Annotated in this window: 22 protein-coding genes; 9 read left to right on the top strand and 13 right to left on the bottom strand. The window is 51.5% G+C overall.

The genetic code is table 11. The annotated features are described in order from the left end of the window. Nucleotides 1-8 precede the first annotated feature (8 nt). The 3 genes from K1I37_RS06715 to K1I37_RS06705 form a co-directional block, all read right to left on the bottom strand. Entirely contained in the window at nucleotides 9-713 is a 705-nt protein-coding gene (locus K1I37_RS06715) for a GntR family transcriptional regulator (protein WP_021297510.1), read from the bottom strand. Between the two features lie 227 nt (nucleotides 714-940). Then, on the bottom strand, nucleotides 941-1,720 hold the full coding sequence (locus K1I37_RS06710; RefSeq protein ID WP_021297509.1) for an enoyl-CoA hydratase: 780 nt from the start codon (nucleotides 1,718-1,720) through the stop codon (nucleotides 941-943). Nucleotides 1,721-1,763: 43 nt separating this feature from the next. Then, entirely contained in the window at nucleotides 1,764-3,386 is a 1,623-nt protein-coding gene (locus K1I37_RS06705) for a long-chain-fatty-acid--CoA ligase (protein WP_021297508.1), read from the bottom strand. A 575-nt stretch (nucleotides 3,387-3,961) separates the two neighbouring features. Between K1I37_RS06705 and K1I37_RS06700 the strand changes: the two genes are divergently transcribed. After that, on the top strand, nucleotides 3,962-5,146 hold the full coding sequence (locus tag K1I37_RS06700; RefSeq protein ID WP_272496358.1) for an IS256 family transposase: 1,185 nt from the start codon (nucleotides 3,962-3,964) through the stop codon (nucleotides 5,144-5,146). A 565-nt stretch (nucleotides 5,147-5,711) separates the two neighbouring features. Here the strand turns inward: K1I37_RS06700 and aspD are convergent. After that, a complete protein-coding gene (aspD, locus tag K1I37_RS06695; protein ID WP_021295301.1) occupies nucleotides 5,712-7,343 on the bottom strand; it encodes an aspartate 4-decarboxylase in 1,632 nt (543 codons plus the stop codon). Nucleotides 7,344-7,698: 355 nt separating this feature from the next. Between aspD and K1I37_RS21815 the strand changes: the two genes are divergently transcribed. Continuing rightward, the gene (locus K1I37_RS21815; protein ID WP_021295303.1) at nucleotides 7,699-8,226 is read left to right on the top strand and encodes a DUF5317 family protein; all 528 of its coding nucleotides are present in this window, start codon (nucleotides 7,699-7,701) and stop codon (nucleotides 8,224-8,226) included. Further along, nucleotides 8,210-9,946: an ATP-binding protein gene (locus tag K1I37_RS06690; protein WP_021295304.1), complete on the top strand. Its 1,737-nt coding sequence runs from the start codon at nucleotides 8,210-8,212 to the stop codon at nucleotides 9,944-9,946. Before K1I37_RS21815 ends, K1I37_RS06690 begins: the two co-directional genes overlap by 17 nt. A gap of 103 nt (nucleotides 9,947-10,049) precedes the next feature. Here the strand turns inward: K1I37_RS06690 and cimA are convergent, their stop codons facing one another. Then, complete coding sequence (gene cimA, locus K1I37_RS06685; RefSeq protein WP_040440908.1) at nucleotides 10,050-11,645, bottom strand: citramalate synthase; 1,596 nt, start codon at nucleotides 11,643-11,645, stop codon at nucleotides 10,050-10,052. A gap of 175 nt (nucleotides 11,646-11,820) precedes the next feature. On the opposite strand from cimA, the gene K1I37_RS06680 reads away from it, so the two are divergent. Beyond that, nucleotides 11,821-12,651, top strand: coding sequence for an aldo/keto reductase (locus K1I37_RS06680; protein ID WP_021295306.1), 831 nt, complete (start codon nucleotides 11,821-11,823; stop codon nucleotides 12,649-12,651). 113 nt (nucleotides 12,652-12,764) lie between these two features. Here the strand turns inward: K1I37_RS06680 and bshB2 are convergent, their stop codons facing one another. After that, the gene (gene bshB2 / locus K1I37_RS06675) at nucleotides 12,765-13,433 is read right to left on the bottom strand and encodes a bacillithiol biosynthesis deacetylase BshB2 (protein ID WP_021295307.1); all 669 of its coding nucleotides are present in this window, start codon (nucleotides 13,431-13,433) and stop codon (nucleotides 12,765-12,767) included. A gap of 159 nt (nucleotides 13,434-13,592) precedes the next feature. Between bshB2 and K1I37_RS06670 the strand changes: the two genes are divergently transcribed. Both K1I37_RS06670 and K1I37_RS06665 read left to right on the top strand, forming a co-directional pair. Then, nucleotides 13,593-14,900, top strand: a complete 1,308-nt coding sequence (locus K1I37_RS06670; RefSeq protein ID WP_021295308.1) for a cytochrome P450 — start codon at nucleotides 13,593-13,595, stop codon at nucleotides 14,898-14,900. 35 nt (nucleotides 14,901-14,935) lie between these two features. Beyond that, nucleotides 14,936-16,216 carry an MFS transporter gene (locus K1I37_RS06665; protein ID WP_021295309.1) on the top strand — a complete coding sequence of 427 codons (1,281 nt, stop codon included), beginning with the start codon at nucleotides 14,936-14,938 and terminating at the stop codon, nucleotides 16,214-16,216. Nucleotides 16,217-16,220: 4 nt separating this feature from the next. Here K1I37_RS06665 and K1I37_RS06660 read toward each other — a convergent pair whose 3' ends face one another. Further along, nucleotides 16,221-16,694, bottom strand: a complete 474-nt coding sequence (locus K1I37_RS06660) for a MarR family winged helix-turn-helix transcriptional regulator (RefSeq protein WP_021295310.1) — start codon at nucleotides 16,692-16,694, stop codon at nucleotides 16,221-16,223. A 117-nt stretch (nucleotides 16,695-16,811) separates the two neighbouring features. Here K1I37_RS06660 and K1I37_RS06655 point away from each other — a divergent pair, with 117 nt between their 5' ends. From K1I37_RS06655 to K1I37_RS06645, 3 genes are all read left to right on the top strand, one after another. Further along, on the top strand, nucleotides 16,812-17,717 hold the full coding sequence (locus tag K1I37_RS06655; RefSeq protein ID WP_021295311.1) for an NAD(P)/FAD-dependent oxidoreductase: 906 nt from the start codon (nucleotides 16,812-16,814) through the stop codon (nucleotides 17,715-17,717). 74 nt (nucleotides 17,718-17,791) lie between these two features. Then, nucleotides 17,792-18,166, top strand: a complete 375-nt coding sequence (locus tag K1I37_RS06650) for a hypothetical protein (RefSeq protein ID WP_021295312.1) — start codon at nucleotides 17,792-17,794, stop codon at nucleotides 18,164-18,166. A gap of 193 nt (nucleotides 18,167-18,359) precedes the next feature. Then, nucleotides 18,360-19,568, top strand: coding sequence for an MFS transporter (locus K1I37_RS06645; RefSeq protein WP_051189349.1), 1,209 nt, complete (start codon nucleotides 18,360-18,362; stop codon nucleotides 19,566-19,568). A gap of 39 nt (nucleotides 19,569-19,607) precedes the next feature. On the opposite strand, the gene K1I37_RS06640 is transcribed toward K1I37_RS06645, so the two are convergent. The 6 genes from K1I37_RS06640 to K1I37_RS06615 form a co-directional block, all read right to left on the bottom strand. After that, nucleotides 19,608-20,846: a multicopper oxidase family protein gene (locus K1I37_RS06640; protein ID WP_021295314.1), complete on the bottom strand. Its 1,239-nt coding sequence runs from the start codon at nucleotides 20,844-20,846 to the stop codon at nucleotides 19,608-19,610. A gap of 10 nt (nucleotides 20,847-20,856) precedes the next feature. After that, nucleotides 20,857-21,912 (bottom strand): multicopper oxidase family protein, encoded by a 1,056-nt coding sequence (locus K1I37_RS06635; protein ID WP_021295315.1) that lies wholly within the window; start codon nucleotides 21,910-21,912, stop codon nucleotides 20,857-20,859. A 61-nt stretch (nucleotides 21,913-21,973) separates the two neighbouring features. Beyond that, on the bottom strand, nucleotides 21,974-23,623 hold the full coding sequence (locus K1I37_RS06630) for a phospholipase C (protein ID WP_021295316.1): 1,650 nt from the start codon (nucleotides 23,621-23,623) through the stop codon (nucleotides 21,974-21,976). Between the two features lie 150 nt (nucleotides 23,624-23,773). Further along, nucleotides 23,774-24,532 carry a DeoR/GlpR family DNA-binding transcription regulator gene (locus K1I37_RS06625; protein ID WP_021295317.1) on the bottom strand — a complete coding sequence of 253 codons (759 nt, stop codon included), beginning with the start codon at nucleotides 24,530-24,532 and terminating at the stop codon, nucleotides 23,774-23,776. 100 nt (nucleotides 24,533-24,632) lie between these two features. Further along, entirely contained in the window at nucleotides 24,633-24,995 is a 363-nt protein-coding gene (locus K1I37_RS06620) for a sensory rhodopsin transducer (protein WP_021295318.1), read from the bottom strand. A gap of 153 nt (nucleotides 24,996-25,148) precedes the next feature. Next, nucleotides 25,149-26,507, bottom strand: a complete 1,359-nt coding sequence (locus K1I37_RS06615; RefSeq protein WP_021295319.1) for an MFS transporter — start codon at nucleotides 26,505-26,507, stop codon at nucleotides 25,149-25,151. Between the last annotated feature and the right edge of the window lie 277 nt (nucleotides 26,508-26,784).

The raw sequence follows: 26,784 nt of genomic DNA, 5'->3' as shown, positions 1-26,784 counted from the left end.
CATATACATCATTCTGTAAAGTAAGACGGGTATTTGTTTTTGACCACCTGAATATCGTCCGTCAAACGGGAAAGATGGTTGCGCAGCGTGGTGGTTGCTTTCATTTCGTCCCCCGCATCAATCGCGGACAATAACACTTCGTGTTCTGCAATGAGGGAGCGAATGTTTGCAAGTTCCTGCAAAGACAAGACGCGAACTCGGTTCAAATGTCCTCGCATCTGAGAGACAATCGCAATGAGTGTCTCATTGCCACTGGCCGCCAACAACAGCCGGTGAAATTGTTCATCCGCCTGCAAAAACTGGACAGCGTCGTTCTGCTCCGCAGCGCTTAACTGCATATCCAAGTTGTTACGCAATTCGCGCCGCAACATTTGATAATCGCGCTGTTCTGCATCCCAATGGCGTATCACCGTTTGCAGTGCACTAATCTCCAGACTTTCACGCACAAAGCGCGTCTCTTCAACCTTTTTGTCGGATATCAGCGCAATTTTCATACCTCGCTGCGGCAGAACCTCAATCAACCCTTCGACCAGCAATGTATGAACGGCCTCGCGTATCGGCGTTCGGCTCATATTCAACATCTTCGCAAAGTCAGACTCGTAAATTGTCTGCCCAGGTTTGAGACGAACTGTCAAAATATCCTCGCGAATGGATTCATACGCCTGTTCGCCTAAGGTTTTCTTTCCCTCATTGAGATTGAAACTACCAATCATTCACAGGCCTCCATCGCAAAGTGTTCTCAATCGCCGTTCACCTGAAGTGCCACGCGTTCACACGCGATTCGCACACGACGACAATCTGTATATTCATTGTAGTGTATACTTGTATGCTTTGGTCAAGTCAAAATCACGAAAACATCAAGTTCACCTGTCTCAATCACCCCCTTCCTAACAATGGATTCCTGACCATGGATTCTCGACGCGCGGCCGGGCGCAATCTATCAGCGATGTTGAAATACTGGTTTTCGGTGTTGGAGAAACGCGTTGACCCCTTCCCGTACGTCTTCCGTATGAAACACCTCGACAAACAAATCTGCCTCGTGCTCAATCGCCCGCTCAAGCGGCATCTCCATTCCCAGGTCGACGGCACGCTTGATTCTTGCCAATGACTGTCTCGAGTGCCGAGCGATGTTCGCCGCCATCTCCCGGGCAGCCGTCAATCCCGCCCCGGTTGCAACGACTTGATTGACTAGGCCAATTCGCTCCGCCACGGCCGCCTCAACTGGCTCCCCGGTAAACATCATTTCCTTGGCCTTCGCTTCCCCGACGAGCCTCGATAGTCGTTGCGTGCCGCCACCGCCCGGAAAGAGGCCCAGTTTCACTTCTGGTAGTCCAATCTGTGCGTGTTCCTCGGCGATACGGATATCAAATGCCAATGCCAACTCAAGCCCTCCGCCTAAAGTCGCTCCATCGAGTACTGCGATCGTAGGTTTCGGAAAGTCTTCAATGCGCATCATAACCCGGTGAATTTCCATCACCTCGGCACGCAAATTCGGCTGTTCCATCAGACGCGGAAACTCCTTGACGTCCACGCCCGCGATGAACGCACGATTCCCGGCAGTCGTGAGAATGACGACGACCACATCATCGTCATTGCCGAGCACTTGGAACGTTTCATCTAACTGCAAAAAGATATCCCGAGTCAACACATTGAGGGGTGGGTGGTCTATCACCACAACCGCCACGCCATTTTCCTTCGTATAACGAACCTCGTCTGCCATGATGTTGTCTCCTCTCGTGTTGGAAATCTGCAAACCGAGCAACTTACGCCTGTTTTTCCTCACGCAACATCCGACGAACAATCTTCCCGACCGCACTCTTCGGTAACTCGTTGCGCAGCTCAAAATGTTTCGGGACCTTGTATGCAGCCAAATTCATCTTGCAATACTGCGCAAGTTCTTCGACGGTCAATGTGCTTCCTGGCTTTGGCACGATATACGCATGAACCGTTTCCCCTCGATAATCATCCGCTACGCCGACGACAACGGCCTCCAATACATCCGGATGTCCATACAACACTTCCTCAATTTCACGAGGATAAATATTGTAACCGCTTGCAATGATGAGATCTTTCTTCCTGTCGACGATGTACGCGTACCCGTCCTCATCCATCGTGGCGATGTCACCCGTATAAAACCATCCGTCCCGCAACGCGCGGGTGGTTTCTTCGGGCATATTCCAATACCCCTTCATCACTTGCGGACCACGCACAATCATTTCTCCAGGTTCACCCACTGCCACTTCTCGTGTTCCTGTCTCAATATCGACAATTTTGAATTCTGTGGATGGGAAAGGCAATCCGATACTCCCAGGTTTTCGCTTTGCAAAGGAGGGGTTGCAGTGCGTGACAGGCGATGTTTCAGACAAGCCATAGCCCTCCAATATCTGCGCACCCGTCTTCTGTTCAAATTGACGCAACAATTCCACAGGCATCGGCGCTCCGCCACAGTTGCACATTTTCAGCGATGTAGTCTTGTTACCTGCTTCATGGATGTGTTGATTCAAAGCGATATACATAGTCGGAACACCAGGAAATGTCGTCACGTGTTCACGCTCAATCGTCTCGAGAACTTCCGCAGGATGAAACCGCGGGAGCATAATCAACGTCAAGCCTAAATACAGCCCCAAGTTCATACAAGAGGTCATGCCGAACACATGAAAGAGCGGCAACACAGCAAGACAGCGTTCCTGCCCGGGTACCAAATCCTGCTTAAAGAACTCGGCGCTTTGCACCACGTTTGCGACCAAATTCCAATGTGTGAGCATCGCACCTTTCGGCAGCCCTGTCGTGCCACCCGTATATTGCAGGATCGCGACATCATTTGCGGGATCTACCTGAACAGGGGTAAACGACCTTGCATTGCCTTCTGTGAGGAACTTTTCAAACGTTTGGTCTGGGGCAAAATTCGTTTCGCTTGTATTTTGATCAGATGGTTGCAAGGAGACGACGATCATATGCCGAAGAGCCGTGCGGGCTTGAATCGATTTGACACGCGCATACAGTGCATCCAACACGACAATGACGGTTGCACCCGAGTCCTGAAGAAGGTGCTCAATCTCGCGTTCCACCGACATGGGGTTAATTTGCGTCACAATTCCCCCTGCCGCAAGTACCCCATAATAGGCAATGACATAATGTGGGCAATTGGGTAACATCACAGCCACTCGGTCGCCCTTGACGACGCCGTGCTGTTGCAAACTCGAACCGAATGCAGCAACAGCTTGCTGCAAGCGAAGATAGGTCGTTTTCACGCCATAGAACGAAATGGCATCTTGCGCACCAAATCGATACACCGTTTCGTTCAACATGTCCGGAAGTGACCAATCAGGAATTTCGATGTCCTTCTTGATCTGGGATGGATAGTGCTCCCACGCAGGGTGATTCATCTTCATCCCCCCAATTCTCAAAGTTAAAACCGCCGTGTCGACCATGATTAAACTTAGAGGAAGCGTTTTCAAAATGACGTATGCATTATAGGTTACACCAAATACCGAAAGTGCTGTAGCAAATCGGTGTACGCTGCGCCCAGCATGACACCTCCCTACCTAATGGTCGGTTGGATCCCTGTTTTGAATTATATACCTATATTCTGAAAAATGACAGTAGGCAAAGCGCGCACCGTAGGTGTTCTTCCCTGCAACTGTATGGCAAATCGCAGGAGTAAATACCCAAAAAGCGTTGGATAAGCCAGTGTCCGAAAGGCGACGAAGAGAATGCACGACTGCTAAAAAGAGTCTCTGCAATATCCCGAGGGGCGCAGGTTGCGGTTGCAATTCGGAGAACATAAAGCAAAAAACATACCCTATTTTCAGATTTTTCATCTATCTGGCGGAATTAGGGCACGAAAAATGTCCTATCCACTGAAAAACGATGGCGTAAAATAGTTTGTGTAAGCAGTCCACAAAATAGGAAAAGTAGGGTATCCTCAAGATTGCTGAAGTCCAGAGGAGATGACCCTACTTTGTATCAGACTAACAAAGAGTTGCTTGCCGCACAACTGGAAATGGAAATGTCGAAGTTCATCCAAGAGCGTTTGGAGCTCATTATGCGTGAGGAGATCCACAACTTCCTGACGGTAGAGCATCCGGAATTGAAGAACAGTCGCAACGGATATTACACGAGGACGCTGGATACACGGTTTGGGCGGATTGAGGATTTACATGTTCCTCGAGACCGGGAAGGTGAGTTTCAAACCAGCATATTTGAGCCGTATAGTCGGCGAGATGCTTGGTTGGAAGAAACCATCATCGCAATGTACAAGGGCGGTATGAGTACGCGTGAGGTGGGGCAATTCATTGAACGGATGCTTGGTGTTCAATACTCGCCGACCACCATTAGCAACATCACGAATATCGTATTACAGGATGTAGATGCTTGGCGCAAGCGCCCCTTAAAACGACGGTACTCTGTCGTGTACATGGATGGGATGTATGTGGCGCTCAAGCGGGATACCGTGGACAACGAATCCATCTATGTCGTGATGGGAATTGATGAGGATGGACACCGAGAAATCCTTGGCTACTATGTGGGTGGCACGGAGAGCGCTACATCTTGCCGAGAGATTTTCAATGATCTGCGTGCGCGTGGGCTTGAGGAAATCCTGATTGGTGTAGCAGATGGGTTGACCGGACTGCAGGAAGCCTTCTTATCCGTCTACCCGAAGGCCGATTTCCAACGCTGTGTTGTTCACAAATTACGCAACATCATTGTGAAAGTCCGAGCCAAGGACAAGGCAACGGTTCTTGCGGATTTGAAGGGCGTATATTCCAGTGAGACCTACGAGGAAGCGCTAGGATGCTTCAGGCAATTCGAGAGCAAGTGGAACGCGAAGTACCCACGTGAGGTGCAGTCGTGGCGAGAGGACTTGGACAACCTCCTGGTCTTCTATAAGTACCCTGCAGCGATACGGTATGCTATCTATACGACTAACGCGATCGAGCGGACAATTAAGGAAATCCGCAAGAGAGTCAAGCCAATGAATAGCATCGCGAACCTTGAGGCGGCTGAGAAGATCGTGTATCTGTTCGCAACAGGCTATAACGAGAAATGGTCGAAACGCGCCTTGCGGGGATTTGCGGATACAGGTACCCAGAAGCGCCTCCGTGAGATGTTTGCTGAAAGGTACGGTACTGAGGAAACGAAATAAAGCCTGTGGATTTGATGGACAACCCAAGAATAGGGTTGCCCACAAGCTCCACAGGCTCTGCACAGGGGAAGCCGCTTCGCTCCTCCCCTCTGGCCAAAGGCCATTCACCCCTCCCACTCAGGCTGTAAGACGTGAGGGATGGATATATTTACCTTGGTAACGTACAAGACAGCAAGGTGCCTGTTCGGAATATTCAACGAAGAGACTTAAAAAACACGAAGACTCGCAATGATGAGGATCTCCCCTGATTCCTACATGCGGATTTACACAGACTTCTTGACGCTACCTGAAAAACTGCCCGGCGCAGACAAAAACCTGACAATTAGCGCAGATTTGATGTCTTATCGCCGCCAATTGACAGGCGAACGTCCTATTAAGACATCCCTGGCGGTACATCAACGTGGTACATGAACTCCACCGGCTGTCCACGTTCTTCAAACCGTAAGCCATCCAGTGCATCACGTCCCCACGCATTGACCCCAGGCACATCGCCGCCCACACAAGACCAATCGACACAGCTTTCTTCTCGCGCGGGGCCGAGAATCCAGGGGTGCCCAGCCCCACATTATTGCGTGGCTTTCCACTCCTCGACATAGCGCTCAAGCGCCGCATGGAGTGCTTGTCCAATTTGGGTGTATGAGTCATCGTTCAAATTGGCAAGAGAGACTCGAATTGACCATGTAGGCCCGTGAAATCCGCCACCATTCAGCAACACAATCCCCGATTCCTCGGCAAGTCGAAATAGGATATCGATAGGCTCGTAGTTCGCTTGAAGAAACTTGGTGAACGAAACGCCATAGTGGTGGTTTGACCATTCTTCGAGATCGAATTCCGTGTAATAGTCCGCGTCATTCGGGATGTTCGGCATTGGCAATCCAAGTCCTTGGTAGAGCAACCGCATCCGCCGATGACAAATATCCTTCGTCAACTGCTTGTACCGATTTTCTTTGTCCAACAACGCGAACGCACAGAACAACGCCATTTGGACTTGTTGCGGCGTCGATAAACCCGCCGTGTGATTCAGTGCCACTTGCCGGCTGTCGGCAACCATTCTATCAATAAAACGAACCTTTTCAGGATGCATCGTCATCGAGGCATAACGATGATTGAGAATTGCAATCTTGTCCTCCGGCAACTGTTTGAGGCGCTCATCAAAGACATTGTTCTGATGAACTGCGACCACACCTAGGCGCCAACCCGTCACACCAAAATACTTCGAAAACGAATAAACGCCTATTGTGTTAAATGGCAGTACGGACATGAGGGAACGAAAACCATCAACAAACGTACCGTACACATCATCCGAAATAATCATCAGGCCCGGATTCTTTTCACGTACAATGCCTACGAGTCGCTGTATCGTCTCCTCATTCATGGCTACCGATGGTGGATTACTTGGATTGACGAGAAATAAGGCCTTAATAGCGGGATCCTCCAACTTCGACAGCTCGGATTCTGGATACTGCCACGTGTGGTTTCCTTGTTCGTCGCGGGCACTAGCATGAATCTCGACCAGGTCAAAGTTGTACTTCGACAGCTGCGAAATCTCGATATAAGGCGGAAAAATGGGCACCATGACAGCAACCTTATCCTTCGGCTGCAACAAATAATTTTCGTGTAGCGTGTCAAATATGTAGCACATGGCCGCAGTTGCGCCTTCGACCGCAAATAAATCGAAATTGCCTACCGCTTCATCCCCCGCACACATTTCCTGAATCAGAAACTGATGAACTACCTTTTCAACGTGAACAAGCATTCGATCCGGTTCTGGATAATTGTCTCCGATAATGCCGTCGACCAGCTCGTAAACAAATGCGTCTGCATCAACGCCCAGGACGTCGCGCCCGTATTCGACGACATCCCGAAGCAGAGACATGCCCGGCATCTCTCTGTGCTGCTCCGCAAAATCCAAAAATCGTCGATAGGAGCCAGGTCTCGCCGGTTTGCCAGCGAGATCAGGTTCTTCCCAAACACGTCGACTCTCCGCCATCGCAAAACGCCCCAATGAAAAAAAGGCGTCACGCGGCGTTGAAGAAATCCAATTCGGGTTCCCCCGCCCTGCGTTCAACATCACGCGAGCACTTTTCTTTTGGCGTCCCTTCGCCAGCTCAATCAGTTTATTTTTTAACTCAAACGGACTAATGGCCGAATACGATCGCTCCATCTCCCGCCGCATCGTGAAATCCTCTTGGTTCATGCTGTCTCCTCCCGTCATGGCTAGGCGGATAGTGATCCGGCCTCTAGTGTGTACGGCGCTGACCAGGAATATGCTTCCAAAAAGTCACCATATAAAAAATATGAAAAATTCACTCGATTCCATGGTGAAAAAGAAGGAGATTGCCAGGTTTTGTCGAAATCAACATGTATACACTCAATATTCAATAAGGGAGAGAGCGATGATGTTCAAACGTGAAAAACTTGTAACGATTGGCGTCCTTGTTGCTTTGGCTATTGCGACTATCGCCGAATACCCGTGGGTCTAATTCACCAAATAAAAAAGGGACCTGTGGGTCCCTTTTTTATTTCTATATCCATTGTCGGGAGTGTCCAAAATGCCTTACTTCGTTGCACTAGGGATCATTATTACCCTAATTACTAGACGCCACTTGTTCTCTCTTTTCCGTCTACGTTTTAAATTTGCTTGGTTGATTATCATATCATTAATCGCCCAGATACTTCTAAATGTATTACCGACTAAGCAGCATCCGTCAAGCGCGTGGATGATCGAACTATTTTTTCTTCTCTTTATCATTGCGTTATTGTTTAATTGGCATATACGAGGTATCACCCTCATTGTGATTGGTGCGTCCCTAAACTTGGCCGCGCTTCTACTACATCACGGGGCTATGCCGATATCACTCACGGGTTACCATCTTATACATCCGCATGCCGGGGTTCCGAACGTCGGGTCCAGGCATGTGATCACATCTGCCACGAAAGCCTGGTGGTTGGTTGATTGGATACCTGTTGCTCCATATCTAATGAGCCCTGGTGACATCTTGGTCGGTTTGGGGATTATGTCACTCATTTACCTCAACTCTTCCAAACGAGGAGAGAAAGTGATTGCTCAGAATCAGTAAATTGTATCTCAACATCCTCTTTGCAACCGGACTGATGGTTCCACTATCAACCATTGGAACCCTGTGCTTTCATGCTTCAACATCCATTGTTGTAGTGTCGTGTATAGCTATTTGTCTTGGTATGTTTCCGGTTTACCTGCCCAAAGGCACCCTTTGGGGAGCAGGTGTCGTGACTTATATTTTTGTACTATCCACAAATGGCCCTTTAACTGCATGTGTACCATTGTTCTTCGGAACCGTTGCGGAGTTTATGAAACACTATCGGTGGAATGTGAAACGAATCAAATTCTTTCGCCTAACAGTCACATTCGGTATGTTTTTTTATGCACTCCTTGCAGCTTGGTACTCATCAAGACAGACTACGCATCTTCCATACTTCTTTCATATTTTGATTTCGGTCGCTACTTTTGAAGTTGTCAATTACATTATCCTTGTCGGAATTCAATTATCCATCGGTCAACGAGTTACGCTGGCCGATGGGCTAGGGATGTTCAATTTTCTTCCACTCATTGCAACATCCGCTGTACTGACTATGTATATTCAATTTGCTCGCAATTGGGAATTTGCGTTATTAATATGTTTCCTTTTTGCATGTTTTGTACTTCTGTCTCAACAATTCCACCAAGCTGTTCACTCTCGTGACATCGCTGAACGCCAATATGAGCTAATAGCACATTACACGACCGAATTAATCTTGGTGGTAAATAAGGATTTAAAAATCACATACGCCTCCCCTTCTCACGAACAGGTTTTTGAATGCGGCGTAGACTCAATTACCGGACAACAACTAGACTCAATCATGCTACAAAGCGATTTCGTGAAAGAAGCCATTCGAAGAATTCAATCCTTCGTAACTAACGAACGTCATCAGCTAACGCTGAATATCAACGGCAAACAGCTTCCCGTTGAAACAGAATTCTCGCCGGTCCTGAATGATCGCGGTGAGGTGTACGACATCATTCTCGCATCTAGAGATATTACAGAGCGACTACGCCAACAGGAGTATCTTGTGCACTCGGAAAAACTCGCCGTGATTGGACAGTTGGCCGCTGGCGTCGCGCACGAAATCCGCAATCCGCTCACGGCGGTAAAAGGATTTGTGCAGGTCTTAAAACGGGATTTCGAATCGTATTCGCAGTCCTCCTACGACATCGTTTGGTCTGAGTTGACGCGTATTGAAGAAATCACCTCGGAATTGTTGTTACTGGCGAAGCCACAAAAGGCGCAATACAAAATTGTCGATTTAGTCCCTGTGGTCAGGCACTGCGTAACACTTCTCGAAGGGCAAGCGCACAAGCGCAACGTATATTTCGATCTCGCCTTTCAAGGAGCGATTTACAGCAAATGTAATGAAAATCAAATCCGCCAAGTATTTGTAAACATCCTGAAAAACGCTGTGGAGTCTATGGATGATGGCGGTGTGGTGAATATCTCGGGACGTCTCGTCGACGACCAAATTGTTATCGTTATTCGCGACCAAGGCGTAGGTATTCCGGAGGAACTGAAAACGAACCTTGGTGATCCCTTCTATACAACAAAAGAAAAAGGAACCGGTCTTGGGCTCATGGTCGTGTACAATATCTTGAAGGAACATCAGGGTAACATTGAAATTCACAGTGAAGTCGGTGTAGGTACGGAGGTCACCATTATGTTACCCTCCGCCCAGCAGCCAGGAGATGACGGTGTCATTCGAATGCAGTCCGCCACGATGGTCCTCTAATTCATCATCTGCGCAGGACAAGCCTTCGGGCAGCCCGATACCATTGTGTGGTATCGGGCTGCCCTCTCTTGTTCACCATGAACCCCCGCTCATTGCCCGCCAGTTACGATACTTCTGCGGCACCGTCCTTACGAACCACGCGCAACAAGAAGTACATCACACTGTCGACCAAAGCTTCCCAACTCGCTTCAATCACGTTCTCTGAAACGCCAATTGTCCTCCACACATCGAAGCCATTCGTCGATTCAATCAGTACCCGCACCTTGGCCGCCGTAGCATCCTTCTCATCTAAGACACGAACTTTATAGTCCGTTAAATGCATCGTTTCAATGATGGGGTAAAACGGTGTTAGTGCCTTCCGTAGTGCACTATCCAAGGCATTGACGGGACCATTCCCCTCCGCGACCGTGTGGACTGACTGGCCACCCACCAACAATTTGACGATAGCTTCAGAATGCATGGCATCATCGTCCAGCATGGTCGCCTCGACCCGCATCGCCGCCACGTCGAAGAAGGACTCGTACTGGCCGAAGCGCTTTAAAAACAATAATTCCTGCGACGCTTCCGCACCCTCGAACTGGTAACCCTGGTACTCCAGCTCCTTGATTTCGCCAAGTAACTGGCGCATCTCTTCTTTTCTATCGCGAACATCTACACCAAATTCCTCTGCCCGATGTTGCAAGTTGGATACGCCAGATAGTTCGGAAACGAGGATTCGGCGCGTATTCCCCACTAACTCCGGACGAATGTGTTCGTACGTCTCTGGATTGCGGGAGATAGCACTTACGTGAATCCCACCTTTATGCGCAAACGCGCTATGCCCCACAAAAGGCTGATAACTATGCGGAACCAAATTGGCGATTTCTCCGATGAACCGCGCAATCTCTGTTAGGTGAACGAGATGGTCCGAGGACGGCAAGCAACGCTTCTCCAATTTCAGCTCCAGATTCGGAATGACAGAGGCGAGATTCGCATTTCCACACCGCTCGCCAATCCCATTGATGGTTCCATGAACCATCGTCACGCCATTGCGCACAGCTGTAAGACTGTTTGCAACGGCGAGTTCGCAATCGTTGTGCGTGTGAATCCCCACCGGAACAGAGAGAGTAGCGACTACCACACGAACGATTTCGGAAATTTGATGCGGGAGTGTCCCCCCGTTCGTATCGCACAAAGTCACCCAATCGACGCCCGCATCCGCAGCAGCGGTTAACGTCGCCAAGGCGTAGTCCGGGTTATGACGATATCCGTCAAAGAAATGTTCGGCGTCAAAGATGACTTCTCTTCCTTGACGCTTGAGGTAAGCCACCGAATCGGAGATCATTTGAAGGTTTTCCTCTAGTGTGACTCTGAGCGCCTCCCGTACGTGAAAATCCCACGCCTTGCCCACCAAAGTGACAACAGGCGCCTGTGAGTCGAGAAGGACGCGCAATCCTTCATCCGTCTCCGCTGCCACGCCCGGGCGCCTTGTGCTGCCAAACGCAGTCAATTTCGCGTGCTTGAGGTGAAGTTTCTTCTTCGCGCTTTCGAAGAACTCCTGATCTTTTGGATTTGCGCCGGGAAACCCGCCTTCAATATAGGCAATGCCCAACTCGTCAAGCTTCTTTGCAATGCGCAACTTGTCTGCCACAGTTAAACTGATACCCTCTCCTTGCGTGCCGTCGCGAAGAGTCGTATCTAAAATCATGACTCGCTCCATGTCCACTCAATTCCACGCCTCACTCTTTTTATATTCGTCTCACTATTTAGATTATTTATTGTAACACTTTTCAGTGATTTGTGAACGTTTAAATCTACTTTCCCTTTCAAATCAGGAATCGATATAATGAGATCCGAAAACCAAGCTCCACACTTTTCCTTAGGAGGGAACCCTGATGACCGCAAAACATCTCACAGATACCACAACGCTCAACAACGGCGTGAAAATGCCTTGGTTCGGCCTTGGTGTGTGGCAGACAAAGGCGGGAGATGAAGTGGAAAATGCCGTGACGTACGCATTGAACGCTGGCTACCGCCACATCGATACAGCCGCTGCGTATCAAAACGAAGAGGGCGTCGGAAACGCCGTTCGCAAGTCTGGCATCCCGCGCAATGAACTCTTTATCACCACCAAATTGTGGAATGCGGATCAGGGATACGACACCGCCCTGCGCGCGTTTGAAGAGAGCAACAAACGCCTAGGTCTTGAGTACGTAGATCTCTACCTCATTCACTGGCCAGTCAAAGGTAAGTACAAGGATTCGTGGAAAGCGCTCGAAAAACTTTATAAAGATGGCGTCGTTCGCGCTATCGGGGTCAGCAATTTCCATGTCCATCATCTTGAAGATTTACTCGCGGACGCAGAGATTGTCCCTGCAGTAAACCAAGTGGAGTGCCATCCACTCCTCACACAGACGGAACTGCGCACGTTCTGCGCGGACCACAAGATTCAGTTTGAAGCGTGGAGCCCATTGATGCAGGGTCACCTCGATAACGACGTCCTTGTGAACATTGCAAAAAAATATAACAAGACCCCGGCCCAAGTGGTTCTGCGTTGGGATCTACAGCATGGCATCGTGACCATTCCGAAATCGATTCGGGAGTCACGCATTATCGAGAATGCCCAGGTATTCGATTTTGAATTGAGCACGGATGATATGAATGCGATTGACGCATTGAATGAAAATCGTCGGTTTGGTGCCGACCCTGACAACTTCAACTTCTAAGCACACATCAGGCGATTCTCAACCTGGAGTCGCTCGACAATCATGATGATGAGGCCAGCCGACACCCGATTCGGTGAGTTGGCTGGCCTCTGTTTGTCGACACCGATGCGCGCTTAAAATCGATATGTATACAACCCGTAATAACAAAACCGCTCAATCGCCTGTTGCCGGGAGGCTTCATCGCCCTGAAGCGCCTTATCGACCTCTGCAATGTAAGAGGACGTCTGGGACTTGTGTGCCTTCCACGCAAGATAAACCTTTTCCCAGACAGAACTGGCGTCAATGACGACATCACAGGGACCTAGAGCCTCTTGATGTCCGTGAGCAAAGGCCTGACATTGTAACACAGGGCGGGATGCCGCAGGCATTTGAGCAATTGCGCGCACTGTGGCGTGCGCTAACGCTTCGTGATCCGGGTGCACACAGTAACCAGGATAATAGGTGATGACGAGCGACGGATGAATTTCTTCTATCAATTCGGAGATGAGCGCGGTCAACTTATCCGGATCTTCAAACTCCAACGTCTTATCGCGAAAGCCCATGCACCGCAAGTCGGTGATACCAAGGTGCCGACATGCTTCACGCAGTTCTTGTTGGCGAATTTTTGGCAACGTCTCGCGGTTGGCAAACGGTGGATTTCCCATGTTACGACCCATCTCACCGAGCGTAAAACAGGCGTACGTAACAGGTGTTCCTGCTGCTGCGTGTACTGCGATAGGTCCCCCTGTCGCCATGGTCTCATCGTCTGGGTGGGGAAACACGACCAATACATGCCTTTCCAATCAACTTCCTCCTCTGCTTCCAAACGCGTCGGGCAGCGGACAAGCAGGAATCCGTGTCCACGGTCTACTTGCAATGTACCAAATCAACAGCAAAGATTGAAGTACAGGAAACGAGGTGTAAGCATACCCATTCAAGAAGGGATACTCAGTGGAAACCCGATGCGTCGATATCGGCAGTTCCGGCGGGATCCTATCGCATTTCTAGAAAACACGAAGACGTTCGGCGACGTGGTAAAAATTCCTTCCGTCAACCGCCAGCCGACCTATATCATCCATCATCCAAACGTCATTCGCAGTATCCTGGCACTAGATGAGCCCAAAATCATCAAAGGGAGCTCGGCAAAGGTGCTCGGACTCACCCTTGGCGAAGGGCTGCTAACCAGTGAGCGGCCAAAGCATCACCGCCAACGTCGCCAATTGCAACCCGCATTTCACGCGTCCATGGTGGAACGCGCGTGCGCCGACATCATCCGGTTGACAGCACAGCATATCGCAAATTGGGGTGTGCGCGGCGCGTTTTGTGTGTCCGACGCCCTGCTCGACCTGACCTTGGATATCGTGTTCGAGGGCTTGTTCGGGGCAGAGGTGGGAAAAGACCGTGCGTTGCTACACGAGATTATTGAGTGTTCCGTCGAATATAGTGCAACCCGCCTGATGCAAGCGATACCGATGCCTTATTGGATGCCCACGCCCAGCAATCAACGCCACCGTCGCGCAGTAGAGCAACTGGATGGCATTCTCTACCGCCTGCTGGACAGCATGAAGGACGATGCCGATCGTCCGACGTTGCTTTCACATATATTGCACATTCAAGACGAGACTGGACAACCTCTGCCTATGGAGGAGATTCGCGATGAACTGGCAACATTTGTCATTGGCGGCCATGAGACGACGGCCAATCTACTGAGTTGGGTACTGTATCTGCTCAGCGAGCACCCGTCTGTGACGGAGAAAGTACGCAAGGAAGTGGATAGCGTGCTCGGGCGGCGGATGCCAACCTCCGCGGATGTGCACCACCTGCCGTACGTGCGACAGGTCATCCGTGAGACCCTTCGACTTTACCCGCCCGCGTGGACGATGCTGCGCGAGACGACGGAACTGTTGACGGTGGAAAATATCGAAATTCCAGCGAGATCTTCCTTGATTATCTCCCCATATGTGGTTCATCGCGACGAACGTTGGTTTCAGCGTGCAAACGAGTTTATTCCAGAGCGGTTTGACGAAGCCAATGCGCATGAATGGCCACGCTTTGCATACATTCCGTTTGGCGGCGGCAGTCGAACCTGTATCGGCAACACGTTTGCCATGGCCGAAGCGACCCTCGTTCTGGCTGCCATCGTAAAGCGTTACACGTGGCACCACGACAAGGCGCGTTTCGTCCGGCCAGAACCCTCTGTATCCTTGCGCGTAGACGGCGGGCTATGGGCGACATTTTATGAGCGGGCACCGTTCTATCAGGCATTGTGAAACAAACCACACCAAGGGTCACATAAGGAGAAAACATGGACGCAGAACCTCGTCATGTTGACACAACAAAAAACTCGCTGTGGCGTGATAAAAATTTCCTATCGCTGTGGCTGGGCCAGTCCGTCTCCACGGTCGGTTCGCGGATTACCGGCGAAGCGCTGCCGCTTGCCGCCGTCCTGACGCTACATGCTTCACCATTACAAATGGGCTGGCTGCAGTTCATTGCAGCACTTCCCGTTTTATCGATAGGCATGTTTATCGGCGCCTTCGTCGACCGATACGCGCGGCGCCCCTTCCTGATTGGGGCCGATTATTTGCGAGGGTTCCTGTTACTCGTTATTCCTGTCGCTGCCCTCATCGGGCATCTCGCGCTATGGATGCTGTTTGTGATTTACCCCACGCTGTCCTTGCTCAATCAAATCTTTAACACGGCATATCAAGCGTACCTACCAAGTTTCGTAGGCCGCGATCGATTGATGGATGCCAATACAAAACTGAGCATCACCAGTTCCATCGCAGAAATCATCGGTCCAGGACTCGCCGGAAGTCTAGTCCAACTGTTTACTGCACCGATTGCGATTCTGCTGGACGCACTGTCCTACCTGTTTTCTGCAGTCAGTATTCAAGGTATTCGACACGTCGAGATCAAACAGGAAGTAACCTTCACACAGCGAGGATGGCGCACATCCAGTGCGCGATTGCGGCGTGAAATCATCGATGGCGTGCGCTACATCGCACATGACAAAAGACTCATCGCGCTGGCGGTGACCGCCGGAATATCGGCATTATTCTCCGGCATTATCTTTAACATGGATGTGCTATTCGCGATTCGATCCCTCCACTTATCCGCGGCCCTCTTTGGCCTGACGGTGACGTTTGGCGGCGTCGGCGCGCTGATTGGCGCGGCCTTGTGCCAGCGACTGGTTCGGTCTTTGGGCGTTGGCCCCGTGCTCGTCAGTACCGCAATTTTGAACGCCATCTGCAGTTGGTTCATCCCGCTCGCCCACGGCGACGCCTGGCATGCCGCCCTCTTTCTCATGGCGGCGCAACTATTTGGAGATTTGTTTGGCGTCATCTTCGAGGTACTGGAGTCAACGGTCCGTCAAATGCTCACCGAAGATGCCATGCTCGGCCGGGTCAATGGCACCATCAATCTGCTGATGAGCGCGCTTACCCCGATTGGCGCCGTCCTTGGCGGTGTCATCGCGACCGCACTCTCACTGCGCTTTGCAATGGCGGTTGGCGCCGCCGGTATGACAGTGGGAGCGCTGGCTCTGTTGATTGCACCACTGTGGAGAATTCAAACTTCGTCTTAATCCCTCAGGGTTCACAAATCGGATCGTTCAAAATGCTGTCGACGTCGCTTGTCGCCGCGATGTCCGCCAACTTCTCCAGTGTGTCGAGCAATTGCTCCACCTCGCATTCCGGCAATTGTGCGAGGTGATGATGCACCAACCGGTTGTGCATCTGAATCACCCGCTCAAGCACCCCCTTGCCTTCGTCTGTAAGTGCCACATGAACAACTCGCCGATCTTCCGTACCGCGCTCACGTATCACATATCCGTGACTTTCCAGGCGATCTAACATGACCGTAATCGCACTCGGCTTGACTTCCATCTTTGCAGCCAGTGCAGACACCGTACACGATCCCACTTCGTTGATGTGGTAAATCATAAAAATTTGCCCATTGGTCAATCCTTCAATTCGAGCGATAACGGGCTCTGTAATACTTTTGCCCAACTTGCGCAGCGCGCGTTCCAAACGAACGACACCAGGACTCAGCGTATTCGTCAATGGCGGTTCCTCCTCATTCACAGGATGGCCACTTCAGATTTTGGAATTCAACAGCCTTTACAACATTTCGGTGGTCCTGAAAAATTCCCTGCAACCATCGGCAACCCGAGAGGAGCAATGACGTTGATACACGACACGATTATCATTGGGGGCGGCATCGCAGGCCTTCAGGCGGCCATTCAATTAGGAAGATATCGGCACAACGTCCTCGTCGTCGACAACCACAGTGGACGCTCTACTATCTGCCGGGCGTATCACAACATCTTAGGATGGCCTGGTGGCATCAGCGGGCCCGATTTACGGCGCATTGGCCGACAACAAGCGGAATCTTATGGGGTCAAATTCGTCGATGCAGAAGTGATGCAGGCAAAGATAGACGGCGATGAATTCGCACTGGTGACCGACAGCGCTGAGCACTACCGTGCCAGGACACTGTTAATCGCCACTGGACTGGTCGACCATATCCCAGACATTGCGGGTCTCAGGCAGTGTCTTGGTTCAACCATCTACGTTTGCCCCGACTGCGATGGGTACGAAATTATCAATCATCCCACTGTCGTCATCGGCGCGGGCAATGTGGGCGCAGACATGGCGCGCACGCTGTCTTACTGGTCGAACGACCTGACCTACATCAACCACGAGCAGACAGAGATAGACGATGAACGCAAAAAGGCCCTAGCGGATAAGGGCATTCGTTTTGTGAACGCACCAGTGCGCCGAATTCTAGCAGATGGCGAAACGATTCGGGCCGTAGCGCTCGCGGACGGACAAGAACTGTATTTTCGCCGTGGTTTTGTCGCGTTTGGAGGCAACGTCGTCAAGTCACAACTCGCCGTCCAACTCGGCGTGACCGTGTTAGAAAATCGGCACATTCCCGTCGATGCACGCACACGTGAGACAAATGTACGCGGGGTGTTTGCGGCAGGGGATGTCGTCGCCCACTCTGAACAGGTGACGATTTCGATGGGCGATGGAGCGCAAGCGGCCATCTGGATACACAAGCGCCTCTTAAACCAAGTTTGAGCCTATCAGCAGTTGCCCCATCCAGATGGCGGGGTGTTGGCATAAGGTGAAACATCAAAAAAGGGGGTGTAGCTGTGTCTGTAAATGCTCCGGAACCTCTAGAAACTGCGCCATTGTCGGTTCAAGAACGGTGTCTCAGTGCCGTTCGCGAAGCACTCGAACGCGCGTTGACACAAGTCCATGGATTCGAGCAAACGATGTTGCGGGAGGCAATTCGACGTGCGTTCCCTCGCCTCGAAGCGCGTATTCGATCCGCCTCCACTGAAGAAATCGCGGAGGAGATACAATATATTCGCAACAAACTCGATGAAATTCTCCCACCTCCGAACCGCCAACCAGGCAAACGAGCTGGCCAGCGTGCCAAAAAGCGCCCTCAGAAACGTGCAGGGACAACGCAACGTGTACAGTCACGGGCGCGCTCGAAACAACCGGCCAAATCGCGCAGTTAAGCACGGTTGCAAATACCTGTGACTGCATGCGTCCGCCCCTTCTTGGGGCGGAGTCATTCCCCGCTCTCCACACGCCAATCTCCACTTCATGCGAATAAAATTTTCCGAAATCACGAACAAAATGCGATTTCCGCCCCAAAAATCTTGCGTTAGCGCGTAATATTAAAGTAAAAACAGAGGGGCTGGTGCGGATATGGAAATATGGAAAAGAAACCTGATGATCTTGTGGATAGGTTCATTCATCACCTCGGCCAGTTTCTCGATGGTTGTGCCTTTTTTATCGCTATTCTTAACACAAATCGGTGTACATACCCACTTGGCCTTATGGTCCGGCGCACTTTATAGCGCAGCGTTTCTCGCTGGCGCCATCTCATCTCCCTACTGGGGGTCATTAGCCGATAGGTATGGACGAAAACCCATGATTGTCCGCGCGGGCATTGTCCTATTCATCGTCTACTTGTTGACTGCATTCGTCACCAACCCGTACGAATTGCTCGGATTACGCCTGATGCAAGGGCTGTTGTCCGGATTTATCCCGGGGGCTATCGCCTTGGTCGGAACCAACACGCCAGAAAAACGCGTCGGGTTCGCGCTGTCCATGATATCTGCGTCTACATCCACTGGCGCCATTGTGGGGCCGTTGATTGGCGGCATCATCGCCCGTATTTGGAGCAACCGCATCGCCTTCGGCAGCGCCGGCATCCTCGTGCTGTTCGCCACGATACTTGTCATCATTTGGGTGCGCGAGGATAAATTCGTGCCCGCAGCACACCGCTCCTCGGTGATTGGCGCATTTCGCGAGGGCTTGCAAAACCGCCCGCTCTTATCCGCCCTCTTGCTCAATATGTTTACCGCCTTCTCCATCATGACCGTAGAACCCATCATCACCCTGTACATCGCACAATTGAATCACTCGACCAGCAATGCCTCTTTGATTGCAGGTATCGTCTTTTCGATTTCCGGTATTGCCGGTGTTGTGTTTGCGCCTGTTTGGGGTCGACTAGCCGATAAGATTGGGTTTATCAAAATTTTGTTGGTGGGATTGTTTGGCGGGGCAATATTTACCTTTATGCAATTGCCGTTCCACAACGTATGGGCTTTCGCTGGCGTGCGCTTTGTTTACGGCGCCTTTTTCTGTGCCGTTTTCCCGGCTATCAATGGGCTTGTCGTGAAAGCGACCACACCGACCTTTCGCGGTCGCGCCTTCGGACTCAATCAAACAGCCAACCAAATTGGCAATATGCTAGGCCCAACTGTCGGTGGATTCCTCGCCGACGCGCTTTCCTTGCACGGGGTTTTCTGGGTGACTGGCGCACTGCTCACAATGGCTGGCGCCGTCAGCGTTTTATTCAACCGCTCGACGCTCCATGGACCTACGGTAACGCACCGCGAATCGACGTAATTCCATTCCTCTGTTGCGCATCAAGAAAGCGGCCAGTCCTCATGACTGGCCGCTTTCGTTCGAATTTGCAACGACGTGAAAATACGTCGTGAGTCCACCCATTTCATCCACGTCATCATCCGGGTTCATCATGTGATCCATAATGTGACAATGAAACATCCACTCACCTGGATTGTTCGCGACAAACTTGATATCCACCGTCTCCGCTGGTGCCAGACTGACCACGTTGCCTGAAATCGGCTTTGCGAGCGGATGGCCATCCATCGCGACGACCTGAAATGTGTACCCATGCAGGTGCATCGCGTGGTAACACTCCGCTGTATTGTGGACCAACCGCACAATCACCGTTTGTCCCTGCTGAACGGTCAATTGGGGCGCATTCGGAAACGGTTTGCCGTCCATGGTAAACACGTTCTCCGACGGGGAACTGTCGACTGCCAGCCCGCCTAACTCAAATAAGGCATCCACATCGGCATCCGGGTATTGTTTGCCTTCGGCGGGATCCACCAACAACACCCCGTGCAAACCGGCGTCGATTTGCTTCCCCGCGTCCGTATCGCTGAAGTAAGCGTGCGTCCCGACCATGTCAGGCGTCACCGTGAATTGATATACATAGGAACCGCCCGGTGCAACTGGCTTCTGCGAAATAGTCGGCACCCCGTCCATGTCACTGGGCACGGAGATGCCTTGAAAGTGCAGCGTCGTTGCCTCCGGAAGTTCATTATGCAGAACGACTTGCACCTTGTCCCCAACCTTGACGCGAATCAAGGGACCTGGGACACTGCCGTTATAGCCCCAATCATTCACGTTACGAGACTGATATAAGTGCCAAATCACCGGCTGTGCCGTCAGTGTAAACTGTTTCGTGCCATCCTGTAATACCTTCGGGGTCATCCCCTGCTCATTCATAATGTCTTTGGCCATCTGATTCTGCGCTTCGATTTGCGAATTGGACAACGCCGTCGATGAAGCATCCGTCACGCCGACTGCGGTCGAAGCGACCCCCATGGTAGGGCTTTTGCCCATTGCAGTCATTCCCGTCATTGCACCTGTCGAGCGACTGCCTGTCGTCGCGGATTTCTGCATAGAACTTGACGCGAGCGCCGCGCCTGGATACACCTTGAGACTCACCAATGCAAAACCGACAAACAGTATGCCTGTGACTAAAGACGCTTTCGAGACCCAAGCAGCGCTGCTGGAACGAAGGTGGAGACCAAGAAACAGAAACGCTGCGCCAACGGCCAACACGCCGCAAACAAACATGGCTACGCCGATCATATACCCACCCTCACTTCACGTGGATGACGGTCTCGGCGCCACCCAGGGTGTCTGATTTATCGTCAGGGTTTGTGAGATTCCCCTGAATCGTATCGTGGAATAACCAGTCCCCGGTTTGGTCCGCCGTAAATGTGACATCGACCGTCTCACTAGGGGCTATCGAAACGACACTCACTGCCTCAGGGTCGGGCAGCGGTTGGCCATCCTGTGCCACGATATTCAGCGTATAGCCGTCGAGCGTCATCGCGTGGTAGCTCTCGGCACTCGTATTCACCAGGCGTAACAACACTTTGTCGCCTTTGTGTACCGTCAATTGTGGTGCATACGGATAAGACTTGCCATCGATAGTGAAGGCATTCTCCGGGTCTACCCCATCCACTTTCGTGGCACCGAGGACAAATAGGGCATCCTCATCGTAATGGGGTAGGGTCGAGGTGTCTGCCGGATCGACAATAATCACGCCATTCATCCCGGAGTCCACTTGAAAGTCGTCGTCATAGTGACTGTGGTACCAGTGTGTCCCTATCATCTGTTTGGTTACGGTAAAGCTATAGGTGTATGAGCCGCCCTGAGGAATTGGCGGCACTGGCATATCGGGTACGCCATCCATATCATTCGGGACAGCCAACCCATGCCAATGAACAGTCGTCGGCTCCGGCAAGTCGTTGTGCACGACAAATTTCACCTTGTCCCCGACAGTTAAACGAATGACTGGACCCGGCACTTGTTGATTGATGCCCCACGCCTGTTCTGTCTTGCCTGGATACAACGCCCACTGAAAGGTCGACGCGGTAAAATCAAACTCCTTTGTGCCATCCGCGAGAACCTTGGGTTGCATTGCCTGTTCATTCATTACATTCACAGCCAATTGATTCTGCGCCTCAATCTGCGCGTCGGTCAGTGTGGCGGTTGCTGAATGAACCGCCACACCATTCGCAGAACCCCCGGCTGCACTCGCGGTTGGCACCGTGACGACGCCAGACACAATCAGTGCAGCACCAAGGAGTCCTGTGCCGGCCGCTGCAACAGCGAGAAGCGTGCGAATCGATAGAAATGGTTGAGGCATCTGCATTCGCACTCCTGTTCGCAAAATTCGCCGCCTGATGGAAGCTTCGTTCCTGTGTTCGTTACTGTTTCGGCTGAGGGACCTTCGCGTCAGCGTACAGCTGTTTGACGTAAGCGGCGAATTGCGTCTTCGCTTGGCTCTTGGTTTCCGATTCACCTGTGCTCGGATTCAAGAATAACGTGCTCGCAGTCGGCTTCGAGAAGTTGAACATGTTGTCCAGCGAACCTGCGACGGCGTCCATCGATTGATCTCCAATCGTACCCAACTTCCAGTTGTCTTCGATGAACTTGAGGATGGAGGACTGGTCCGTCAACGTGTTATCCACGTAGTTTTGCTTGGCGTACGGGGAGATGACAAGCAGTGGCAAACGCGGGCCATATCCAGCTCTGTCGAGATAGGCACCTGGTTTCGGCGTACCTGCGTTCCCTTGGCCGTCGAGCGCATCGGCATTCGGGTCATTCGACTGATTGACGACAGGCGGCATCACGTGATCATACCAGCCATCAGAATCGTCATAGGCAATAATAATGGCTGTACTCTTCCACGTCGGCAACTGCTCGAGTTGGTTGATGGTATTCGTCAGGAACGTCTGCTCATCAAGCGGATCAGAATACCCTGCATGTCCATCTTCATAACCTGGCGCCTTCAAGAAACTGACCGCCGGGAGGTTACCAGCGTCGGCTGCGGTCCAGAAGTCGGTGAGGTCGTACTGGTGATTCGCCTGGTCTGTCTTCCCAATCATCTTGGCGGAAGACGGCGGCAAGTGTTCAGGGTTGGCTGTCGACTTGTAATATTGGAACGGCTCGTGGTGTGGAATATAGTCTGTCGGGGTGTCGTTGCCGACGTTGGTGTGCTGTTCACTGCTATTGCGGAAGCCGCCCTCAAACCAGCCCCACGTGACGTTCTTGGCATTCAGCAAATCGCCGACGTTCTTGCCTGTCATCGCCACGGTGTTGCCCGAGGACGTCTTGTCGTAGTAGGGGTCAACATCGCTATACAACGTGCCATTGCCGACTTTCCCGGCAAGCACATCTCCATCAATAGGCTGTCCGTTTTGGTCGACGTTGGCCGAGTAGGCCACTGCTCCATGGGTCGATCCGGCGACGAGATTGATAGCCCCCGGCGACGAAGGACCGAAGGTCGTGCCGAACGAGTTATCATTCAACGCATAGTGCTGCGCGTAATTCCAAAGACCTGTCACCGTGTTGCCATCGTAGTAGTCCATCACGACATCTGATCCGCTGCCGCCATACTTGACAAACTGATCCATCAAACCGCCGTCCATCGCCTCTTGTTCGTGCGTATAACCATGGTCCATGTCAGCGGTCTCCGCTTGACTGCGGTCAAGTCGCTGCGGATTTGCCCCGTTTGGATTGTTGGTCAGCAGCGCACCACTCAAGCCGTTGACGCTCGGCGTGTTGGCAGCCGCCTTAAACTTGGGCTCCCCCGCTGGATTGGCGGCGACAGGGTAGGTTCCGAAGTAGTGATCGAACGAAACGTTTTCATCAAAGATGACGACCACGTGCTGAATCGGCGTGGTCGTGCTTGCCCCAGTGACCACCTTCGGACTACTTTGCGCGCTCGGCTTTTGTGCAGGCGTAGACGACTTGGACGAAGACGCGAAGGCAGTCACACCACCTGCTGCCAACAACGAACCGGCCACGGCAAAACTTGCGAGAACGGCCACGGGTTGCTTGAATCGATAACGCATGACGCTATGTCCCCTCTTCTCCGAAAAACTAGATTTGTCTCTCAGGTAGGAGGATACTGGCCGTTTATTGAATCCGTGCGAAAAGTTTGTAAAGGAGATCTAAAGGCATCGTAAATAAATGGATAGAATTTCTACATACAGGACAATCCACTACACTTGGAGGACTTTGATATCCATCGACAAAAACTCGTCAACCACATCGCGCGGCGCGCCCGCGTCGGTAATCAGGACGTCGATTTCACCGTTTCCAGCGACCTGCGTGAAATCCTGAACTTGAATCTTACTATGATCCGCCAAGACGTACACGACATCCGCAATTTCAATCATTTTGCGCTTGACCAACGCCTGTAGTGCATTCGACTCGCTTAGTCCGTACTCCGTATGCATTCCTTTGCAGGACACAAACGCCTTATTGACGTGAAAGCGAGCCAATGACTCTTCTGCCATCGGCCCCACGTAGGACAGCGATGTCGAACGCAAAATGCCACCGGTCGAAATCACCTCAATTTTATCGCGATTCGCCAGTTCAAGCGCCACTTTCAAGGAATTCGTCAGGACCGTAAGCGGGATATTCGGCATCGCGACCGCGACGTGCCAAGCGGTCGTGCTAGCATCGAGCGCAATGCGGTCGCCCGCAGATATATACTTCAGCGCCTCGCGCGCAATGGCTTCCTTTTCCACAACGTGCTCGGATTCGCGCTCGACTATCGGAGTTTCGGTTTGTTCAGGATCTATACAAACAGCACCGCCGTGACTCCGCCGCAGTTTTCCTTCTCCTTCGAGAATGTCTAAATCGCGCCGAACCGTCTCTTCGGTGACGTCAAACATCTGGCTCAATTCCTTGACCCGGATGCTGCCCTTCGCATTGACGAGTTGCACAATTGCCCTGTGTCGTTCTGCAGGCAACATTGGCTAACTTCCCTTCTCTGATGTACTGAGAACGCTAGCAAAGCGCAACTCCCAGTCTACTTCCAACAGAGTCCAAAGACCCAAATCTCTCATTTTTATCTTATCCCGAATACCCCATCGTCGTAAACAACGCGAGCGCCTCTTGCGATGTGTCCATTCGACTGTGTTGCACGATGACGGGCACAGTGGAATCGATTTTCAACGCATATGGAACCCCACGTGGAATCTGCTCTCCAGCGTCGTTGACCAATCTGTCCAAACGAATATGATTTGTTCTTTGCGCGCCGCACAAGCAGGTGAACCCTGCTAGCGGATCTCTATCCTCAAAATACACCGTCAACTGGATGACAGCCTCATCTGGCGTCAGGTTTAGTACGCAAACCGCCTCGTGGCTCACCTGATTCCCCGTACTATTCGTAGGTAGATACCCATCCGCAATCACCCATGTCGTCTTGCCAATCATCCAAATCCCTCCCAATTCCGTCCATTCCTTTTGCAGAAAATAATGGGAGACACCCTACGTTCATAGGGTGTCCACCTTCCGTTTCGCGCCTGTAAGTTCCGATAGTAGTGATGCAAATGGTAGTGATGCAAATTCGCGTCACACATCCTTCCGTCAGTTCGACGGCGACACATAATCACTTGGCGATAGGGGAGAGGCGCCCTTGGACCGCTCTGCCTCAATTTGTTCAAGCGATTTTCCTTCCGTTTTGGGTGCGAAGATAATGCCAATGAGACCGCTGACGACAAGCATCAATGTGAGGATTAACGCCAGCGTGTGGAACCCGGTGGCCGTCAGTACGGGCACCACAAAACTCCACAGCCCGAGACCGATGCGGACGACCGCAAACATGAACCCTTGCGCAGTACTGCGCAACCGCGTCGGGAATAACTCGCCAGACCAGAGCTGGAAAAATGGCTGTTGCCCAAAGCCGAAGCCAATTCCATAGAGGATGATGTTCGCAAGTGCAATCCACGTATTTAAATGGAAGAACACAAATAGAAGAAATGCGACCACTTGAAGCACCGATGAGATGGTAAACAGAAGTCTGCGGTTCACGCGGTCATTCAATGGCATAAAGACAAGAATGGTCGCAAGCACCGTCAATAAGAAGTTGAAACACTGTAATTCAACGCTTGTCGCCTGCGATTCCGACCCAACGGTCTGCAAGATATAAGGCAAGAAGAAGCCGTTGGTCCCTGCCACGAGGTTCCATAATCCATACATCAAGATACAGAACACCAGCGCGCCCACATTCGCACGAGACGAGACCAATTCCCGGAACCCGCTTCGAGGCGCCCGCGCATTGGATACGCGACGCGACGTTTGCGACTTCCGTTCTTTTTCCACTGCAGCTTTCCACCGGTCAGACTCGACGACGCCTCTACGCATAAACCAAGTAATGATAGCGAGAATCAATAAGTGAACGAACAGCAATCGAATTCCAAGTAGCCCCAGGCGAGACAAAGCAAGCGCTAACAACAAGGTGATGACTGGGCCCATATTCCACAAGACCTGCGCGAAACCGCTTAACTTTCCGCGCGACTTTCGCGGTGCGAGCTCCGCAATCAGCGTCCAAGAGGCCGGAACGTCCGCCCCGACAGCGAGTCCAACAATTACGTACCCGACAAAGAGCATCCAAGCTTTCATCGCAAACACAATCCAGAGAATTCCGAATGCGTATACCAACAAATCCCACGCATAGATCTTCTTCCGTCCATAGACGTCGCAAATTCGCCCGCCAATGAGTGCGCCGACACCAGCAGAAATTGCGTTGGAACTAAACGCACCAAGCATTCCGACGAGTGTATTGCCCATGTGAAACTGTGCTGTCCAAAGGGTCAACCCGGACCCACCTGCGACAATGGAGCCCGCGTCGATGTAATTTGCCATAGAGGCGACAGCAGTCCACTTCCACTGCTGTCTGGTTACGGGATGGTCATCTTCAGCGACAACGGCGTTATAATCAGCCATTTCTTGTACACCTCTTTTCGTGATATCCCCTGCACGCTGTCAGAAAAACGCTTACATCAGAGTTGTCAGCCCAGAACAAGAAGGAACGTCTCACTGCCCAGCAAAAGAAAACAAACAAATACAACAACTTACACGAGACATTATACGTCGGTACAAACCATAAGTAAACAGACAAATAAAAATAAATATACATAAACAAAACTAAACGGAATACATGCGCCATCCAGGGCGCGAGGCGGTGCAGACGTTCATCTGCGCGCCGTCAAACCCGACGCAC

The organism is Alicyclobacillus acidoterrestris, assembly GCF_022674245.1.
Taxonomy (GTDB): Bacteria; Bacillota; Bacilli; order Alicyclobacillales; family Alicyclobacillaceae; genus Alicyclobacillus; species Alicyclobacillus acidoterrestris.
Note: the sequence above shows the minus strand (reverse complement) of the source record. Positions and strands in the feature narration are given on the sequence as shown.

Coding starts and splice junctions, on each gene's coding strand:
- cimA (WP_040440908.1), bottom strand. CDS start 11,645: ATGGAGCGAGTCATGATTTTAGATACGACTCTTCGCGACGGCACGCAA.
- K1I37_RS06655 (WP_021295311.1), top strand. CDS start 16,812: ATGACGTTGATACACGACACGATTATCATTGGGGGCGGCATCGCAGGC.
- K1I37_RS06665 (WP_021295309.1), top strand. CDS start 14,936: ATGGACGCAGAACCTCGTCATGTTGACACAACAAAAAACTCGCTGTGG.
- K1I37_RS06680 (WP_021295306.1), top strand. CDS start 11,821: ATGACCGCAAAACATCTCACAGATACCACAACGCTCAACAACGGCGTG.
- K1I37_RS06710 (WP_021297509.1), bottom strand. CDS start 1,720: ATGGCAGACGAGGTTCGTTATACGAAGGAAAATGGCGTGGCGGTTGTG.
- aspD (WP_021295301.1), bottom strand. CDS start 7,343: ATGAACCAAGAGGATTTCACGATGCGGCGGGAGATGGAGCGATCGTAT.
- K1I37_RS06635 (WP_021295315.1), bottom strand. CDS start 21,912: ATGCCTCAACCATTTCTATCGATTCGCACGCTTCTCGCTGTTGCAGCG.
- K1I37_RS06670 (WP_021295308.1), top strand. CDS start 13,593: ATGCGTCGATATCGGCAGTTCCGGCGGGATCCTATCGCATTTCTAGAA.
- K1I37_RS06615 (WP_021295319.1), bottom strand. CDS start 26,507: ATGGCTGATTATAACGCCGTTGTCGCTGAAGATGACCATCCCGTAACC.
- K1I37_RS06625 (WP_021295317.1), bottom strand. CDS start 24,532: ATGTTGCCTGCAGAACGACACAGGGCAATTGTGCAACTCGTCAATGCG.
- K1I37_RS06645 (WP_051189349.1), top strand. CDS start 18,360: ATGGAAATATGGAAAAGAAACCTGATGATCTTGTGGATAGGTTCATTC.
- K1I37_RS06620 (WP_021295318.1), bottom strand. CDS start 24,995: ATGATTGGCAAGACGACATGGGTGATTGCGGATGGGTATCTACCTACG.
- K1I37_RS06640 (WP_021295314.1), bottom strand. CDS start 20,846: ATGATCGGCGTAGCCATGTTTGTTTGCGGCGTGTTGGCCGTTGGCGCA.
- K1I37_RS06715 (WP_021297510.1), bottom strand. CDS start 713: ATGATTGGTAGTTTCAATCTCAATGAGGGAAAGAAAACCTTAGGCGAA.
- K1I37_RS06630 (WP_021295316.1), bottom strand. CDS start 23,623: ATGCGTTATCGATTCAAGCAACCCGTGGCCGTTCTCGCAAGTTTTGCC.
- K1I37_RS06705 (WP_021297508.1), bottom strand. CDS start 3,386: ATGAATCACCCTGCGTGGGAGCACTATCCATCCCAGATCAAGAAGGAC.
- K1I37_RS21815 (WP_021295303.1), top strand. CDS start 7,699: ATGCCTTACTTCGTTGCACTAGGGATCATTATTACCCTAATTACTAGA.